Origin of the sequence: Sphaerochaeta sp., from assembly GCF_050178175.1 — a bacterium.
In the GTDB taxonomy this organism is placed as follows: domain Bacteria; phylum Spirochaetota; class Spirochaetia; order Sphaerochaetales; family Sphaerochaetaceae; genus Sphaerochaeta.
In genome coordinates this window covers 1-17,456 of sequence record NZ_JBFXGH010000043.1, presented here as the reverse complement: position 1 = coordinate 17,456, position 17,456 = coordinate 1, and the positions used below count along the sequence as shown (strand labels likewise).

Genomic DNA, 17,456 nt, shown 5'->3' with positions numbered 1-17,456 from the left:
GGTCCTCGTAGAGGTAGGTGACACCGTTCTTCTTGTTGGTGACGCGGATGATTTTCTTCGGTTTTGCATTGGTATCTATCATAGATATAATTATATCTATGATAGATGCTTTTGTCACGTACTTTTCGAAATTATCTGCAACTATTTAAAAGAATTATTCAAATCCTAGTTATAACTGAGACGGGAATTTGAGTAACTGAATATTCGTATCGAACACCATCAATATAAAATATGAGAAAGAAGGACCCCGGCTGGTTTCTATAACTATCATCAAGTGCAAATGGTTGATATCCAGTTATCTGTTCCTTTGTTTTAGGACCGGAAATTACAATGTCTCTTAGAAAATCAAGAGCAAGTAAAAGGTTTGATTTACCAGAAGCATTATACCCATATAAGACACAGAATTTTAGAAGTTGTACAGCATCTGTGACTTGGGTACATATATATGATTCTGCTCCACTATGCATTTTCTTGTTTGTCAAGAAACTGATGGTTTGTTTTTCTTTAATCGATTGCAAATTACAATAAGGAGTTTAATCAGTAGAGAATATATAATGGTAAATCATCCTTGGTATGGGATCCTGTGGGTATCGTATGTTCTACTGGTATTACTTTTGCGGTGCATCAATATCTATGATTGCCTTGCTTACATACAAGAGTAAAAAAGCATAATGATTCGTAGCTTTTTCTTGCCACATTACATGGTTTTCTCTATGCTTTGCCTAAGGGGGAACCAGAAATGATGTTACTACATACATGTGACCGATGTACTCAGGAAGCGGACCACCATATTGAGAAAGCTGATAAAACGGTGTTGCATCTCTGTTGGGATTGTTATAATGCCTATCTCTGTGAACGAATGGGGTTGGATGTTACCAAATATGCTCATCCAAAGACCATTACAGTGGATGGACAGCGTTTCAAGGTAAAGGCAGAGGTTTATCATGATGGTGTTATTTATTATGCCTACAAGGGGAGACAGGATGCCTTGCAAACAATTTCCTTCAATGCACCTTTTGAGCTGGATGCAAAGCTTGCCATGGAAGAACTGAAACAACGAATTGCCAAGTTGTTAATTCCCCCCACCATGTTGGAGGATGATTTTCTATCACCCAAAGGAGTAATAGGCGTTGAGTATGATGAGGATACGTACGATGATTTGGCGTTCATCATTGACGGTAAAAGGTATGATTCAGAGGAGTTCCTGGATTTTCTGGAGAACTACCGTGGTTCAAATCTACTCTATATTGCGGAACCCAGATTGCCATCTTTGGAGGCTCAGTGGTTTGGCAAGGAAGAGCATTTAATACCAAACATAGCTGATGAAAATAATGAATAGGTTTTCAGATGGGTAACTCTCTACTGACGCTCCTGCAGGGATCCAGCAAGGATTCCTTGATTGATTTTCTCCTGCAGGAAGCTGAAAAAGATGCTTCTTTTGCAAGACGTTTGCATATTGCATTTGGTGAGGAACCAATCTCGCCGAATGTTGATGTGATACGTAATTTATTACAAGAATCCCTCACTGATCTTGAGTATGACAGCTATGGTGATCTTGGCCTTAGCCAGGAAAGCGAGCAATTCCTTGACAGCTACTTCCATGACATCGAGGTAGCCATTGCACACACGCAGTTTTCCTACGCAATCCAACTCTGTCTCTTGTTGGACGAGACTCTTCCGCAGCTACAGCATATGGATTACCAATACGAAATGCTCTATGAGAGGCTGAAGCAATGCTGTAATACGATAGCTGATGCTGTTATCCCTTTGCCAAAGAAGCAATCACTCTATGCTCTTCTCTCGGATTATGACAATCTGACGCCAATCAGAATACGATTAATGATCGGCATGGTAACTGATAACAAACAAGTACAGCAGCTTCGTGAGATGATTGTAGAGGAGGGGAGTGAAGTAGAGGCCCTTACTTTTCTCCTTCTCATTCGTACAGCGAGCAAGGAAGAGCGACTCCAATATCTATTGGATCATGGATATAAGCCGGAATTCTGGAAGCTTTCCATTGAAAAGGCATTACAGGAAGAGCGCAAGAATGAAGCAATTGAGTTGGCTCAGGAAGCAAATAAACGATTCAAATACAGTCATATATTCTCAGGGTATCTTTTCAGACTCTTTAAGGAGATGGGGAATCGTCAGGGTGCACTTGATGCTGCTTTTGACTTGATTGCAAAAGGTGAATCGTATTATGTCACTGAACTCAAGGCACTCAGCACGCCAGACTCCTGGAAAACTACCCTTGAGTTGCTCTGCGATGCGATGGAAGGGAAATCATTGCATGTAGTACGCTTTCTGCCTGAGCTTCTGATCGAGGAAGGCAACTATGAGAGAATGCTATGGTATGTGAAACAATTTCCCAAAGAATCCCTTCGTTATTATGAGTATTTGGTCCCAACATATACTGCCGAGTTGAAGGAACTCCTTGTTCAGCAGAGTCTTCATATGGTGAGTGAAGAAAGTTCACGATATGCATTTACCGAGCTTGCCAATACACTGCAAGTACTGAAATCCATTGGTGGAGAAAAAGAGATGCAACATTGCATCGATGTCTTGTTAGAGCAATATCCCAGAAAAATGATGCTGAAACAAGAGCTTAGGAAAGCTGGTTTGTTGTAGGTATATATGGAAAAAGAGAAAGGAGAAGGTAACTAGATGCAGATTGGATGTACCAAAAAGCTCTTGGATTACCTGAGGATACAGGCTGGAGCTGCAGATACAGCAATTGATCCACTCTTCTCGTGGAGTGCCAATATGATCATGGTAAACCATAGGAGAACGATTGTGGTTAGCAATGATGCCTCCCGCTATGCGTTCATTCTCTACGGCATCAATCGAGACGATGTAAAGAACATCGAGACTTTGATCCTTGAGGGCGTGAGAGCCTGCCTTGATACCATGTGTTTCACTCCGACTATCATCGATCAGTACCTGCAGGATTGTGGAGAAGGTATCACGTTTAGTAAGACTGCAAATCGTTCGGTGGTTGCAGGGCTGAACAATGTCTGTGCTCGTACCCACTTCTTTTTTGACCGGTACTCAACCGAAGTATTACTGCAAAAGCAGATGATCCGACATCTCAATATGGACTATCTTACTGTAAAGACCATAGACGGAAGCGACTATGTTAATATTTCCGAAAAATTCTCCAGTGATATTGAGCGGAAATATGGGCAACCTCTCTTTCGATGCAAGGCTGCTGTCTTTGACATAGATCTGGAGCTGGACAGTACCTGTCGTCGTCGTGTAGTCGTGCCCCTCAATTGTACATTCCGAGAGTTCCACGATATATTGCAGACACTGCTTGGCTGGTGGAATCACCACCTGCATGATTTCTGGATAGAGCGACATCCCAATGGAAGACTGAAATATACATTGACCGGTTTCCCAAGGGAGTTTGAAGAGGAAGGGGAAACGACAAAGGATGACAGCTTGGTATTCCTCCATGAAATATTCCCCCAGTACAGGGAAATTATCTACAACTATGACTTTGGGGATTTTTGGATAGCCCATATCCGTCTCCATGAAATTATTGATGACTACGATAAGAATCATCCAGTGTGTCTGGACTGGGAGGGGGAAGCCCCACCAGAGGATGTAGGGGGGCGGTATGGATATGCTGAGTTGTTGAGAATTCTTAGCAACCCAGAAGATCCTGAATATAAAGGCATGATGGAATGGTATAGAGGAAGTCATCATCAATTGTTCGACTTGGAGCATGTGAATAGACGTCTACGATTCTGGTAGAAGGGTGAGAGTATGAGAGAAGCATCGCTATTCTGTAGTAATCCTATCGATTCTTGTCTTCACTAGTTCCGTTAACGCTGGTTTCAAATGGTTAGGCATACAGCTTTCACTAATGAGTGCCTCCCACTGAGGAAATAAACCAGAAATCCGCTTGATAAGTCGAACAGCAACCTGTTCAGGTATCTCCAGATGCTTTGCAAGACCTAAGAAATCTGCTCGCTTTAGTCGTGATTTTTTTCCCCTGAGTGTTAATGCCATCTCCTGAGTATCTTCAGGCAGGATGAGTTGTACCGGTAGTAAATCATACGCAGGGGTGAGCTGAAAGTGTTCATTAACGGGGGCATAGAGTGAGAAATTCTTGAGATGCATGTCAGAGTTTCCCGTGATGAAGCAGAATACTAAAACATACCAGAAGTTCGTGAGGTCAAGCATATGTTGCCTGGAGTATGTGCGAATGATAGTTCCGCACTGCTCATAAGAACCCTGATACTTATCTTCGGTTAATCGACCAGTGAGCTGACAAAAGTCTTCCATTGGAAGTTGTATTACACGATCTTTTTTGAAAATTCGGTCAATTCGTTTTGCAATATAGGCCAATGAACCATCATTTAATTGGATAAGTGCATTCGGAACGGTAGCAATCTTGGCAATCTTTGCCATATGCATGACCACATGTTCCAACTCTGGCAGTGCTTCATATGCCTCAGTTTGCAGTTTTACAATGTAACCAGGAGGTTTTCCAACCAATGTGAGACGGTCTGCCTGTTTCGTATGGTCGAGAGAGAGGGACAACTTTTTCTGTACTCCAGGGACTGTATAGCCACTATGTGTTGCGTGTAGGCCTAGATTTGCTTCGTCAATATCTAATATCGGCATTTCTTTCGTCCCAAAGAAAGAACGGATACATCTCTGGTGCCATCCATGCATATGAGGCTCATCTAAAATCCGCCCACAATAGAGACAACGTTTCACAATACCTCCTCAACTGATACAAAGCCAACACAATCACGACATACATGGAGCAACAATCCCATCCTGTCTCTCCTGTCCAGTTTCCAATTACGGCATGCTTGCTCCAAGAGCCAGCCTTCTGGGATGAGGCCATCAAAGAAGGGGAAGAACGTTGTGCTTTGATAGGGAGCTTCCTGAAGAGGCATGGTAAGGCTGATGGGTACACTTCCAGGGGTTTGTAGATACATAGGATCATAGGTGAACTGATAGCCTTCATCAGTTTGTGCAATAATTCCTGCTAGGATGTTTCTCACAAATACTCGTCCTTGGCGTGTACTTTTCATGGTTTGTACTCTCCATCCATGGGAACTGGTCCCGCAATATGACCAAACATTTTGAGTGCCTGATTCACTTTATCCAAACGAACGGTTTGTTTGCCCTGTTCCAGTTCACGGATGAAACGAAGTCCCAACCCAGAGCGGAGTGCAAACTCCTCCTGGGTGAGTCCTGCACGTTTTCTTTGATCTCGAATAAACATTCCAATTACGTTCATAATAATACTATATACCCGAACGGGTATATTTCAAGAAGAATTTTTTAAAATTATCACCGAACGGGTATAAAATATGCTTTATTGATTAATAATATACCCGAACGGGTATAATATGAATAGTATATCTGGTCTTTCTATCTGCCAAGTATTTATCTAGGATTTCTCTCCCTAGAGGGCTTGCTTCCTTGCACATGAGTTTGCTACCACGGTATGATTGACTTCGTTGGAGGCATTATTGTGGCAACAAAGCAGAAGAAACTAGGAACCTTTGACAGTGTACACCTCTTGATCGGGGGGATGATCGGCAGTGCCATCTTCTCTCTTTCTGGAATGACTATCTTGAGTGCAGGTCCGTCGGCGATCATCTCCTGGATTCTTGGCGCGCTCATCCTGCTTGCCTATGGCCTGCAGACAGCAGAGCTTGCCTCACGCTATCCCCAAAGCGGAGGGGTCTTCGCATTTCCAGCCTTACTCTTGGGCAAAACAAGGGAGCAAGGCAATCTATGGGGATGGATTTCAGCGTGGGCTTACCTCTTTGGGTGTATTGCAGGAGCTGCCTTCTCAGCTATCTATATTGGTATTTACCTCTCTGTTGCATTTCCCGTCATGGGTTCCTGGCAGGTTCCCCTTGGTATTGCTGCCGTACTTTTTAGTGGAGTGCTGAACGCAGTACGTTTCCGTATCACCGGAAAAGCTACTACCGTGCTTACCCTTTTCCTTGGACTCACCTTGCTGATCTTCTCCATTTCAGTCTTTTCCAGTGGAAGCTGGGATGCTTCCCAATTTACCCCCTTCTTTACACAGGGGACCGGTGGCGTTACAGGATTCTTGGACGCACTTCCGCTTGCCATGGTAGCCTATGGGGCTATTGTTGCCCTGTCATTCCTGGTTGGGGAAGTAGAGAAACCGAACCGGACTGTTCCAAAGGCGATGGCCATTGCCATGGCCGTTGTCCTGGTGCTCTACTTGGTAGTGCTGGTGGCAACCTTGGGATTGGTATCTTCATCCTACCTGCAAGAGAATGAGGGGATGCGCTACATTCCTCTCTACGCTGCTGCATTCAGTCTTCCTGGTTTACCCTTCCTGACTCCTCTGATCTCCATTTCAGCGGTACTGGCACTGCTTACTACCATGATTGTAACCATGGCCCTTGCAAGTCATACCCTGCAAGCAACGGCAGAGAAGGGTGCGCTTCCTCATTTTCTTGCAAGAACAGGTAAGAAAAATGGTGCCCCACTGACAGCAACGGCAGTAGTAGTGCTCGTAACCGGTTTCTTTGCCGCCTTCCCCCAACTTACCAATCTTCTGATCAACCTAGGAGCTCTTTGTAATGTCATCGTGGTGGCAATCGTCTGTGTAACGGTCATTGCTTCAAGAAAGCAGCATCCTATCAAGGAAGCAGGTTTTTTCCACGCCCCCGGCGGGAATATCCTTCCCATCCTGACACTGGTAGTGTTGGTTGCCAGCTATGTGCCGAGTGTCATACAAGGTGGATGGCAGCTTTGGTTGGCAACGGTCATCTACTATGTAATTGGGCTTCTGTTCTACCGAAGGCCGAGGAGACAGGTATGAGTGTAGCATTCGGGCATTTTGATGGAGTCCATCGTGGGCACCAAGCCATCCTTGCCCACAAGCCAGAGAAAATATATATCCAGCCGGTTACCGGTCAAGCAGTGCTTACCACTGATGAAGAGCGTGATGCCTTGATCAGGGAGTATGCAGGTCAGGCGTGTAGCATTATTCATGTTGATAAGCGTCTGGAAACCAAGGGTTTCGATTCCGTGATTGTGGGAAGCCACCATCCGGGACTTGCCTCACTTAAGGAGCACAATGAGAAACTTGATCTTATCAAACCTGTACTGTACAAGGGTGAACCAATTACTGCTGACCGCATTACCGATACACTGCTCAGGGGAGAGATTGAAGAGGCTGAAGAGATGCTAGGGCATCCCTACACCATGACAGGGGAAGTGGTCTACGGAAGACAGCTGGGAAGAACGGTGGGAATGCCTACGGTCAACCTCAAGATAGCTTCAAATAAGCTTATTCCCCGTCATGGGGTGTATGGAACCATCACCATCGTAGATGGGGTAAGATACCTTGGTGTTACGAGCATCGGTCCCCGGCCAACCGTAGATGATTATCCTACTATTACCATTGAGACCTTCCTTCTTTATTTCAACCGTGACCTCTATGGTCAGGTTATAACCATGGAGATCAAGAACTTCATTCGTCCCATCACCAAGTTCGAGAGTCTTCAGGCTGTCAGGGAACAGGTGGACAAGGATGTGTTGTTCGTGGTGGAGAAGGGGCTGGAATGAGCAATATGTGGAATAAGCTTGGTAAGAAACTAATCAAGATTGTAAGAAATCCTCAATTGTTCATTTTGAGAACAAATTTGGTACGGTTTCTTTCAGATGAAACCTGCGTTGCTTGGCGATATAAGAGTAAAACAGGGAACTATCTCGACCTAAGTAATCCGAATACATTTAATGAAAAAATACAATGGTTGAAGTTGCATGATCACAATCCTGAGTATCAAAAATTTGTTGATAAATACGCTGTTCGTGAATATGTTTCAGCGACAATAGGTTCCCACTATTTAATACCTCTTATCGGGGTATACAATGATGTGGAATCTATTCCTTTCCAAACTTTGCCTAATACATTTGTGTTGAAATGTACTCATGACTCAGGGGGAGTCATTGTCTGTAAAGATAAGGAAAAATTGGATATTCCAGCAACAAAAAAAATATTACATCGCGCCCTGAAAAAAAATTTTTATTGGCATACAAGAGAGTGGCCCTATAAAAATATCGAACCAAAGGTTATTTGCGAAAAATATCTTGTAGATGAATCAGGTTATGAATTGAAAGACTATAAGATTTCATGTTTTCACGGGGAGCCTCGAGTTATTCAAGTTATGAGCAACAGGAAAGCAAGCACCTATAACATTAATCATTATGATACAGCATGGAATGAATTACATATCGAGAGGAAAGGACATGGCAGTAATCCACTAGGTATAGAGAAACCTAAACATCTTGAAAAGATGTTGGAAATAAGTAGAGTTCTGGCAAAGGGTATCCCATATGTAAGGGTTGATTTGTATCAAACGGAAGATGCGATATATTTCGGCGAATTGACATTATACCCTGGAAGCGGTTGTCTTTTATTCGCACAAACTGCTGACGATGAATACTTAGGAAGCATGATTAATCTTAGTCAAGTTTAGTTAAGCAATACACTGTAGAGTGTATTGGTATTCGATTGCATTAAAAATGGACATTTCTGAACTTGCCACCCATCTCATGATACCGTCATAGGGTGAGGTATTAGAAATGGACGTAGCGAAGAAATCCCATGGGTCATTTACCATGCCAGGGGAAGCTGGCTATGAAGAACTTTCTCTCTCTCTAGCGGAGAAGTGGGGAGCTGATGTCATTCGCGATTGTGATGGAACCAAGCTCTCTCCACGGTTGCAGGAAGCGGGCATGGATGTATATTCCACCATCTGCATCATTCGTGAACACAACGAGTTTGCCACAGCCCATCCACAGTTCCAACAGCAAACCTTTCTGGAGAGTGAGCGGGTAGTAAGTACCTCCAAAACAGTGAAGATTTTGTTGCTTTCACGATACTTCTCAAAGTAGTTTGAAGTGAATGAAGCATCGTTACCGTACTGGCAGGTACTTGACCGAACAACTGGAGAAGAGATTCTTGCTTCATCATGGCGGTATAATGCTACGACCAAATCAGTCACCATTGAGGGTTGCATACCCTTTCATCAGTACAGTGTGAACTTCCTTGCTTTCCGAATCTGGGAAGAGATAAACATGTACAATCATGTAACCAACAACTGGAAAATCGAACCACTTAGGCAGTTGGACCCCCGGTACCCCGAGGTCCAAAGCTATTTGCGTTCCTATCTGGTTCGCTGGTGCGAGGAGCACCCGGAGACAGATGTCAGGCGGTTTACCTCCCTCTTCTACAACTTTGTTTGGATATGGGGAAGTGATGAGCGAAACCGGAATTTCTTCACCGACTGGGCTTCCTATGACTTCACGGTCAGTCCGCTTGCCTTGGACCAGTTTGAAGCACAGTATGGATATCGCCTCACAGGTGAGGATTTCATAAACAATGGGAATCGCAATCCTTCCCATATTGCATGGAATAAACGGATGATGGACTACCTCTGGTTCACCAACTCTTTTGTCTGCTCGTATGTCAAAGAGCTGGTTGATATTGTGCATAGCTATGGCAAAAAAGCCTATGTATTTTATGATGACAGCTGGGTTGGAATGGAACCACAGTCAGAGGCCTTCCAGACAATCGGGTTCGATGGAATCATAAAGTGTGTCTTCTCCGGCTTCGAGGTTCGTCTCTGTAATGCTGTTCCAGGAGGACTTACTCATGAGTTGAGGTTGCATCCCTATCTCTTCCCTGTGGGGCTCGGAGGAGCCCCTACCTTCAAGGAGGGAGGCAATCCAGCGCTCGATGCACAGAAGTACTGGGTGAACGTCAGAAGAGCGATGCTTAGGGCTCCCATCGACCGAATTGGCTTAGGTGGGTATTTGCACCTGACTGAAGGCTTTCCCGATTTTGTGGAAACCATAGCGGACATAGCGGACCAGTTCAGGAAGATCAAGGAGCTACATCAGGTTTCAGAGGTGTATACCGATGCCTTGAAGATTGGAATTCTCAGCAGTTGGGGAAAGCTCAGAACCTGGACGTGCGGCGGGCACTACCATGAACACCCCGACTTGGATTTGATTAACATACTGGAAAGCATCTCTGGTCTTCCCTATACCGTTGAGTTCTTGAGTTTTGATGAAGTTACCAAGGAAACCCTTGATTCCCTTGATATCATAATCAACGCAGGCTTTGAAGGCAGTAGCTGGAGTGGGGGAGCACATTGGGATAATGCTGAGGCAGTTAGGTTACTTGCTCAGTGGGTCTGGAAGGGAGGTACTTTCCTTGGAATCAATGCACCGTCCTCACTCAATAACTCCTTCAAAATGGCACATGTCCTCGGTGTTGATTATGATGACGGTAGGAGGCTCTGTCATGGACAGTGGGAAGTGGATGTTGCACAAGATTCCAAGTCACAATTAAAAATCCAACCCAAGCAAGGTATCTATCTAATCGATGGTGATACCACAGTGCTGCAATCACAAGATGGATTGCCAACATACACGGAGCGAAAGTTTGGACAGGGTAAGGGTATCTATCTTTCAGAGTATAGATATTCTCCTGAGAATACCTTCGCACTACGTTCAATCCTTGAACAAAATCTTGCAGCAGAGCCTCTCTACACTTCTGACAATCCCCATGTTGACTGTGCCTACTATCCAGAGGCACAGGTTCTGTTGTTGGCCAATGGGAGTGAGTCAGAAGAGGATGTGCGGATACTGACAGAAAAGGGGAAAATAGATGAGGTCTTGGGAGGATTCTCTTTGAAGGTACTGGATTTGAGCGCTCATTTATGAGAACCTTAAAGCTGTTAATGAAGGATGTATACTGTGAAGAATCTCACTCATCAAGAATTGGTAACATGTGAACTGGAAATCCTCTCAGCGATTGATGAGTTCTGCACTTCAAGACAGATTACCTATTTTCTTTCTGGGGGAACCTTACTGGGTGCTGTTCGTCATAAGGGATTCATTCCATGGGATGATGATATTGATCTTATGATGCCGAGATCTGATTACGATGTGTTCGTGAAGCATTTTTCTTCCCCGAAATTTGCTGTTTATGCCTTGGAGACTTCTCCAAGATGTCGGTTCCCTTTTGCAAAAGTGTATGATACAAAAACCTTTGTAAAAGAGGGCGCACAAAATCATGACATTGAGTTTGGTGTGTTTGTGGATATATTTCCTTTGGATGTAGCACCTGACGATTCAAAAAAAATCCATAAGCAAGTTCAGAAGTCCCGAATGTACCAACAACTTCTCAAAGTAAAGATGTCTCGATTGGGCAAGCATTGGAGTCTTCTCAGGAATTTCCTCTTGATTCCCGGTAAACTAATGGTATTGCCCCTATCAGAAAACTGGCTGGCAAGGAAGATAAACCGCATCGCACGTTCCTCTTCAAATCTCATAAGCCATAGCATGGGATGTATGGTATGGGGATATGGTGAACGTGAAATATTGGATAGTGATTGTTTTGCCTCATCTGTCCCTCTAGAATTTGAAAACCTTGTATTTCCTGCACCCAAAGGCTATCATGAGTATCTCTCTTCTCTTTATGGAGATTATATGCAACTACCTCCAGTAGAGAAAAGAGTTAGCAAACATGACTTTGTTGCGTACTGGAATGAGTAATGTAAGGGAGAGTACATGAATATTGCCTTGATAATAGCTGGGGGTTCTGGAAATCGAATGAATTTGGATGTTCCCAAACAGTTTGTGACCATCTATGAAAAACCGGTGATTATCTACACATTGGAAGCATTTCAAGCACATCCTGAGATTGATGCAATTGAAGTGGTATGCCTAGACGGTTGGCAGGATACAGTGAAATCGTATGCAAAAAAATACCAGATTGATAAGCTGAAATGGGTTGTCACCGGAGGATCCAGTGGACAGGAGTCAATTAGAAACGGGGTATTTTCACTGAAAGGGATCTGCAAGGATGATGATCTGGTAATCGTGCATGATGGAGTTCGCCCACTTGTGGATGCCAGTGTGCTTTCCGATGTAATAGTTGTAGGAAAGAAATATGGGAATGCAGTGAGCTCGATGCCGTACAATGAACAGATCTTTAAGAAATGTGATGATATCTCAACCTGTGAGTATATTCCTCGGGAGACCCTTCGAAGAGTTTCTACCCCCCAGGCCTATAGGTTTGGTAAACTGTTGTGGGCGTACCAGAAAGCTTTCTCTGAAGGTATCGGCATCTACGGGTCGGCATATACCAATACCATGATGGTGGACTTGGGTGAAAAACTGTACTTTGCTGCAGGTTCAGAGAAAAACATAAAGCTCACGACGAAAGAAGACCTGGACACTTTCAAGGCATTTTTAAAAGTTGGACGTTATGAGATGGATTGACCACGCATTGTACCAAGCAGATTTGGACGGAGTAATTGCTCGTTTGGATGACTGGAGTTTTCTTAGAAAAAAAACAGTACTCATTGTCGGGGCAACAGGGATGATAGGCAGTTTTCTTGTAGACTTGCTGATGAAGCAAAATGATGCGACAGACCTACAGTGCCATATTCTAGCAGTGGGAAGAGATGCAGAGAAAGCAAAAAAACGTTTTTCGTCCTATGCAGCTTCTCCGTATTTCTCCTTTTATGCACAAGATATCAATGCAGGTATTCATATAGATAAACATGCTTCCTATATTATTCACGCAGCAAGCAATACGCACCCCGTTGCCTATGCAACTGACCCGATTGGAACTATCCTCACCAATATAACAGGTACCAATAATCTACTTGCTTGGGCAGCTGAAAATGGGTGTGAGCGCTTTCTGTTTGCATCAAGTGTTGAGGTGTATGGGGAGAATAGAGGTGATGTAGATGCTTTTGATGAATCATATCTTGGCTATCTTGATTCCAATACGCTTCGCGCCGGGTATCCTGAAAGTAAACGTGTAGGAGAAGCACTCTGTCAAGCTTATAGAAAACAGTGTAATTTGGATATTGTCATTGCCCGTTTTTCCCGGGTATATGGGCCTACCATGCTTGAACGTGATTCAAAGGCAATTGCACAATTTTTAAAGAATGGGCTGGCTAAGCAAGATATCGTATTGAAAAGTGAGGGAAACCAGCTGTACTCATACACCTATGTCTCTGATGCAGTATTTGCGCTACTGCTTCTCTTGTATACAGGAGAAGATGGGACTGCATACAACGTTGCCGATACGAGCTCGGACTGCACACTACGTGACTTGGCCTCCTTGGTAGCTTCCCATAGCGGTACCAGTGTAGTGTTTGATCTCCCTTCTGAGGTCGAAAAAGCCGGGTATTCAAAGGCCACCAAAGCAATTCTTGATGCTGGAAAAATTCAGAGGCTTGGATATGTTGCTGCATATCCCATACAAAAAGGAATTGAGCGAACACTGGATATTCTATCTGATACTGGATTCTTTATTTGATTGCTCTGATGTTGCATGAAGAGAAGCGATAGAGAAAAGAGGTGCAGAGCATGCCTGGAAGCCAACAATTTTTCTTTTATGGAAAAGAGTAGGGATAGAGAATGAAACTTGCGATTGTCATAACGGGAATGTCTTTTGGTGGTGCCGAGCGGGTTACTGCCTATCTTTCTAATTATTTTGTCGAGCAGAATGTGAATGTGACTATTATCTCGCTCACAAAGACTGTACCTGCATACTCGCTCTCAGAAGATATCCGCTATATTTGGTATGATGCTTCTGGCCACAAGAGCGCAATAGTCAGAGATTTTTCGTTGATGCGTAGTATTAGGAAGACCATTTCAGAGCTTAAGCCTGATTTGGTAATGGGTATGATGTCATACAGTGGGACATTAGCTGCTTACGCATGTATTGGTCTTCCTGTTCCTGTACTCTTGTCTGAGCGTAATGACCCAAATACTTCCATAGCTTTCAAGGAAATTGAGAAACGAATCATTAAATTTGCATACCGCCATCTCGCTGATAACGCAATATTTCAAACTCTTGGAGCCAAGGAGTATTACTATGGGGATGCAGGGAGAGGGGTCATTATCCCAAATCCACTGTATCTGGAAGCAATGCCCCAGCCAAAAGAAACATATAATGAATCGAAGAAAATAGTGAGTGCAGGACGATTATCACGACAAAAACAGTATGCACTCTTGATAGAAGCTTTCCAGAAGGTACATGTATTGCACCCAGACTATACCCTTGCAATATATGGGGAAGGAGAGGAGAGGGAGAAGCTTGAACATTTGATTGATTCCTTGTCCCTGCAAGACTCGGTATCTCTACCTGGAATTGAAGAACACATTTTTACAAAGTTGCAAGAAGCACAGATGTTTGTACTCCCTTCCCTCTATGAGGGAATGCCTAATGCCTTGATTGAAGCAATGGCAATGGGATTGCCGGTAATAACCACCGACTATAGTGAGGGAAGGGGAACCATCGTTGAGCATGAAAGAAATGGGCTTGTTGTTCCACGCAACAACGCAGATGCAATGTGCGAAGCGATGCTTTATTTCATCGATAACCTGGAAGAAGCTAAAAGGATGGGAAAGCAAGCGGTTGCAATTCGGGAGACCTTGGATAGTAACCGTATCTGTAAGTTGTGGATGCATGCAATTACTACTTGTATTGAAGCCTACCAAAGATAGGGTATTTTCTATTCTATTGCAGGTTTATAGGATACCTGCAATAATCAACGTCGTGTATGAAGGGTGATGAGGGAGTTGGTATGAATATTCTCAAGAAAAAATCTTGGTTTGACAGCGTATGTGATGCGGTGCTTCTCATATTTCTCTCAGTTCTTATAGCCTATGGTCCAGATGCTCGCAGCGTATTCATTCCAACCGAATTACTGTTTGTATCGGTCTTTGGTATACGCTTCTTGGTCAAGCGCTCTCGACTAACTCTCTATACAATTTGGGGAATTGGCTTGGTTTTCCTGGCTTTTCTTTCCATATCCTATGCAACAGATCAGTCTATGGCTTTTGAGAGGGCTCTTCCTGTGGTACAGGTAATTGTCTTCGGGAATCTCATCGCACCCTATGTGAGGGACTCTGAACGAAATTATGTACTATTCCTGAAGTTCTTTATTGTAGCGCTCCTTGTCTTTATGATACGTATTCTCCTCTCTGCACCGCTTGAATTGCTCCTTGCATATCGATTGGGACCAACGGTTGCAGTCAATGCAAATAATCTTGGGCTATCCTTTGCGGTGGCCGGTATTTTTGCCATTTACTTTGCCTTGGTAGAGAAACGTTTCTGGTATTTGGTATTGTTTCCTCTCTTCATGGTATTCAGTCTTTTCTCTGGATCGCGAAAAGCTATTGCCGTATTGGGAATTGGATTGATGGGTATTGTATTTTTTAGTCAAAAAACGATGAAGCGAGCACTTCTTTCGCTCCTTATTGCCTCATTTGTAGCAGGATGCATCGTAGTGCTCTCACTTACATGGGCCCCTTTATATAGAGTAATTGGAAGCAGGATAGAAACATTCCTTGCATTTTTTACAGGTGGACAAACAGATGGCAGTACGTCCATTCGATTCGAGATGATTGCCTATGGGTGGAATATGTTCCTCCAGAAACCCCTCTTCGGATGGGGCTTGGGTGCATTTACTGATGTAGCTGGGTTTGGCTTCTACTCGCATAACAACTACATCGAAATCTTGGTCTCTCTAGGGTTGGTTGGATTCCTTTGGTACTATGCATTGCCCCTTGGGATCCTGATAAAGGGATTTACCATGTTTTTGCAAAGGAGAAAGAGAAAATCACTGATTCTGTCCATGACCATCATCCTGGTTTTCCTTGTTGATGATATTGGTCGTGTTCGTCTCTACAGTGAATTCAGTCATATTCTCTACGCCTTCTGCTATGTTGGTATTGCCCGTCAGGATGATCAGGCAGGGATTGATCTGGTGACCATATTCCGCAAGATTGTGCAATGGATACGGGATCCGCGATTGATCCTTGTGCATGTATTGAAATGGAGAGTCTGTCGATTGCTTCCAGACTCTGTCTTTGTCTCCTTGAAATATTGGGCTGTTGCCAAGAAGAAGCTGAATCTAAAGCATCCTGCTTCCTACAATGAAAAAATACAATGGCTCAAACTCAATGATAGGAACCCACTCTATACACAACTTGTTGACAAGGTGGCTGTCCGCTCCTACATCAAGAAGAGTATCGGTGAGCAGTATCTGGTACCACATATTGGAGTCTATCGTTCGGTTGATGAAATTCGTTGGGAGGAATTGCCGGAACAGTTTGTCTTGAAAGCAAACCACACCTCTGGTGATGTATTGATCTGCACAGATTCTCACTCATTTGACCGAGAGAAAGCCATTCGACAGATGCAAACGTGGCTGCAAAAGAACTACTACTGGTATAACCGTGAGTGGCCCTACAAGGGTGTTGAGCCAAGGATAATCTGTGAACCCTATCTGGTCGATGAGTCGGGGTATGAGCTCAAGGACTACAAAATCTACGTATTCCATGGTGAGCCGAAGCTTATCCAGGTGGATTTTGATCGATACACTGATCATAAGCGGAATATCTATACCCCTGAGTGGGAATATGTTGATGTAATGTTTCACTATCCCACCCATCCGGAGATCAAGATTGAGAAACCCAAGAAACTAGATGAGATGCTTACCTTGGCAAAGAAGTTGAGTGCAGGGATGATTCATGCAAAGATTGACTTCTTTGTGGTAGAGCAAAAGATCTATTTTGGTGAGATTACACTCTATAAAGGTGGTGGTTTTACTCCATTCTCACCTGAATCGTTTGCATTGGCCATGGGGGAATGGATTCACCTGCCCATTGAGCAATGAAATCCTCTAGGTTGGTAAGGATATAGAAAGGCATGACGCACAAGAAGGTATTACGTAATTCGCTCATCTACACATTCAATAATCTATTGTTGAAGGCATTCAATTTCCTTCTGTTGCCTCTCTATACAGCCTTTCTTACTCCACAAGATTATGGTGTGACGAATCTACTTGCTTCCTTTACCCAAGTATCCACCTATCTTATTGCCTTCAGTTTGTATTCGGCTACTATTAGGTTTTATGCTGATCTGAAGGGTGATGGCCAACGTCTGAAAGAGTTTTATGGAACAATGCTTTGTTTTGTTGCTCTTTCAGGTCTGGTTTTTTTGGGTATGTTCCTAATCTTCCAGAAATTTTTGCTTGCAGTATTTTTTCAGGGGATTCCTTTCTATCCAACCGTTCTGTTAGGGTTGGTTGCCTTGCTCGGGACCAGCCTCTATACCATGTATCAAGATATCCTGAAAGGAATGCAGCTTGCAAAGAAATCAGCAATTACCAGCTTGTCGTATTTCTTTCTGCAGGTTGCCTTGAATATCTTGTTCGTAGCCATTTTGAAATTTGGTGCAAATGGAGTCTTGCTTTCCTTGGTGATCTCCAATGCAGTAGCCATTGTCTGGATGCTGTTTGATCTTGGAAAACACCATCTCTTTTGCTTCTGCATCAATAAACAACTACTGAGGGAGGCTCTCCACTATTCAATTCCCATTATCCCTCATAACCTATCCA

The 17,456-nt window shown here is 43.7% G+C and carries 17 protein-coding genes and 1 pseudogene; 14 read left to right on the top strand and 4 right to left on the bottom strand.

Annotation, left to right across the window (positions count from 1 at the left end; translation table 11 throughout):
- Positions 1–158 precede the first annotated feature (158 nt).
- Complete coding sequence (locus AB7S66_RS06605) at positions 159–467, bottom strand: AAA family ATPase (protein WP_428518660.1); 309 nt, start codon at positions 465–467, stop codon at positions 159–161.
- Positions 468–739: 272 nt separating this feature from the next.
- Between AB7S66_RS06605 and AB7S66_RS06600 the strand changes: the two genes are divergently transcribed.
- Genes AB7S66_RS06600 through AB7S66_RS06590 form a run of 3 tightly spaced genes read left to right on the top strand, consistent with a single transcriptional unit; the run spans position 740 to position 3,756 of the window.
- Complete coding sequence (locus AB7S66_RS06600) at positions 740–1,339, top strand: DUF7685 domain-containing protein (RefSeq protein ID WP_428518658.1); 600 nt, start codon at positions 740–742, stop codon at positions 1,337–1,339.
- Positions 1,340–1,347: 8 nt separating this feature from the next.
- Positions 1,348–2,628 (top strand): hypothetical protein, encoded by a 1,281-nt coding sequence (locus AB7S66_RS06595; protein WP_428518657.1) that lies wholly within the window; start codon positions 1,348–1,350, stop codon positions 2,626–2,628.
- Between the two features lie 36 nt (positions 2,629–2,664).
- Complete coding sequence (locus AB7S66_RS06590) at positions 2,665–3,756, top strand: plasmid pRiA4b ORF-3 family protein (RefSeq protein ID WP_428518656.1); 1,092 nt, start codon at positions 2,665–2,667, stop codon at positions 3,754–3,756.
- A 27-nt stretch (positions 3,757–3,783) separates the two neighbouring features.
- On the opposite strand, the gene AB7S66_RS06585 is transcribed toward AB7S66_RS06590, so the two are convergent.
- From AB7S66_RS06585 to AB7S66_RS06575, 3 genes are all read right to left on the bottom strand, one after another.
- Entirely contained in the window at positions 3,784–4,632 is an 849-nt protein-coding gene (locus AB7S66_RS06585; RefSeq protein WP_428518655.1) for a HipA domain-containing protein, read from the bottom strand.
- A 92-nt stretch (positions 4,633–4,724) separates the two neighbouring features.
- Positions 4,725–5,051, bottom strand: coding sequence for a HipA N-terminal domain-containing protein (locus AB7S66_RS06580; protein WP_428518654.1), 327 nt, complete (start codon positions 5,049–5,051; stop codon positions 4,725–4,727).
- The gene (locus AB7S66_RS06575) at positions 5,048–5,260 is read right to left on the bottom strand and encodes a helix-turn-helix transcriptional regulator (RefSeq protein ID WP_428518653.1); all 213 of its coding nucleotides are present in this window, start codon (positions 5,258–5,260) and stop codon (positions 5,048–5,050) included. Before AB7S66_RS06575 ends, AB7S66_RS06580 begins: the two co-directional genes overlap by 4 nt.
- A gap of 237 nt (positions 5,261–5,497) precedes the next feature.
- Between AB7S66_RS06575 and AB7S66_RS06570 the strand changes: the two genes are divergently transcribed.
- The 11 genes and pseudogenes from AB7S66_RS06570 to AB7S66_RS06520 form a co-directional block, all read left to right on the top strand.
- A complete protein-coding gene (locus tag AB7S66_RS06570) occupies positions 5,498–6,832 on the top strand; it encodes an APC family permease (RefSeq protein WP_428518652.1) in 1,335 nt (444 codons plus the stop codon).
- Positions 6,829–7,581 carry a riboflavin kinase gene (locus AB7S66_RS06565; protein WP_428518651.1) on the top strand — a complete coding sequence of 251 codons (753 nt, stop codon included), beginning with the start codon at positions 6,829–6,831 and terminating at the stop codon, positions 7,579–7,581. The genes AB7S66_RS06570 and AB7S66_RS06565 overlap by 4 nt, the downstream gene beginning before the upstream one ends.
- A complete protein-coding gene (locus tag AB7S66_RS06560; protein WP_428518650.1) occupies positions 7,578–8,495 on the top strand; it encodes an ATP-grasp fold amidoligase family protein in 918 nt (305 codons plus the stop codon). Before AB7S66_RS06565 ends, AB7S66_RS06560 begins: the two co-directional genes overlap by 4 nt.
- A gap of 106 nt (positions 8,496–8,601) precedes the next feature.
- Positions 8,602–9,924: pseudogene (locus AB7S66_RS06555) on the top strand (1,3-beta-galactosyl-N-acetylhexosamine phosphorylase N-terminal domain-containing protein); the annotation flags it as partial.
- Positions 9,925–9,930: 6 nt separating this feature from the next.
- Entirely contained in the window at positions 9,931–10,749 is an 819-nt protein-coding gene (locus AB7S66_RS06550) for a lacto-N-biose phosphorylase central domain-containing protein (protein ID WP_428518659.1), read from the top strand.
- Between the two features lie 33 nt (positions 10,750–10,782).
- Positions 10,783–11,583, top strand: a complete 801-nt coding sequence (locus AB7S66_RS06545; protein WP_428518649.1) for a LicD family protein — start codon at positions 10,783–10,785, stop codon at positions 11,581–11,583.
- Positions 11,584–11,598: 15 nt separating this feature from the next.
- Positions 11,599–12,312 carry an IspD/TarI family cytidylyltransferase gene (locus AB7S66_RS06540; protein WP_198892226.1) on the top strand — a complete coding sequence of 238 codons (714 nt, stop codon included), beginning with the start codon at positions 11,599–11,601 and terminating at the stop codon, positions 12,310–12,312.
- Entirely contained in the window at positions 12,299–13,363 is a 1,065-nt protein-coding gene (locus tag AB7S66_RS06535; RefSeq protein WP_428518648.1) for an NAD-dependent epimerase/dehydratase family protein, read from the top strand. Before AB7S66_RS06540 ends, AB7S66_RS06535 begins: the two co-directional genes overlap by 14 nt.
- 101 nt (positions 13,364–13,464) lie before the next feature.
- Complete coding sequence (locus tag AB7S66_RS06530; RefSeq protein ID WP_428518647.1) at positions 13,465–14,556, top strand: glycosyltransferase family 4 protein; 1,092 nt, start codon at positions 13,465–13,467, stop codon at positions 14,554–14,556.
- Positions 14,557–14,636: 80 nt separating this feature from the next.
- Positions 14,637–16,733 (top strand): ATP-grasp fold amidoligase family protein, encoded by a 2,097-nt coding sequence (locus AB7S66_RS06525; RefSeq protein ID WP_428518646.1) that lies wholly within the window; start codon positions 14,637–14,639, stop codon positions 16,731–16,733.
- Between the two features lie 32 nt (positions 16,734–16,765).
- Positions 16,766–17,456, top strand: a 691-nt coding sequence (locus AB7S66_RS06520; RefSeq protein ID WP_428518645.1) for a lipopolysaccharide biosynthesis protein, incomplete at its 3' end; no start/stop codon positions are given.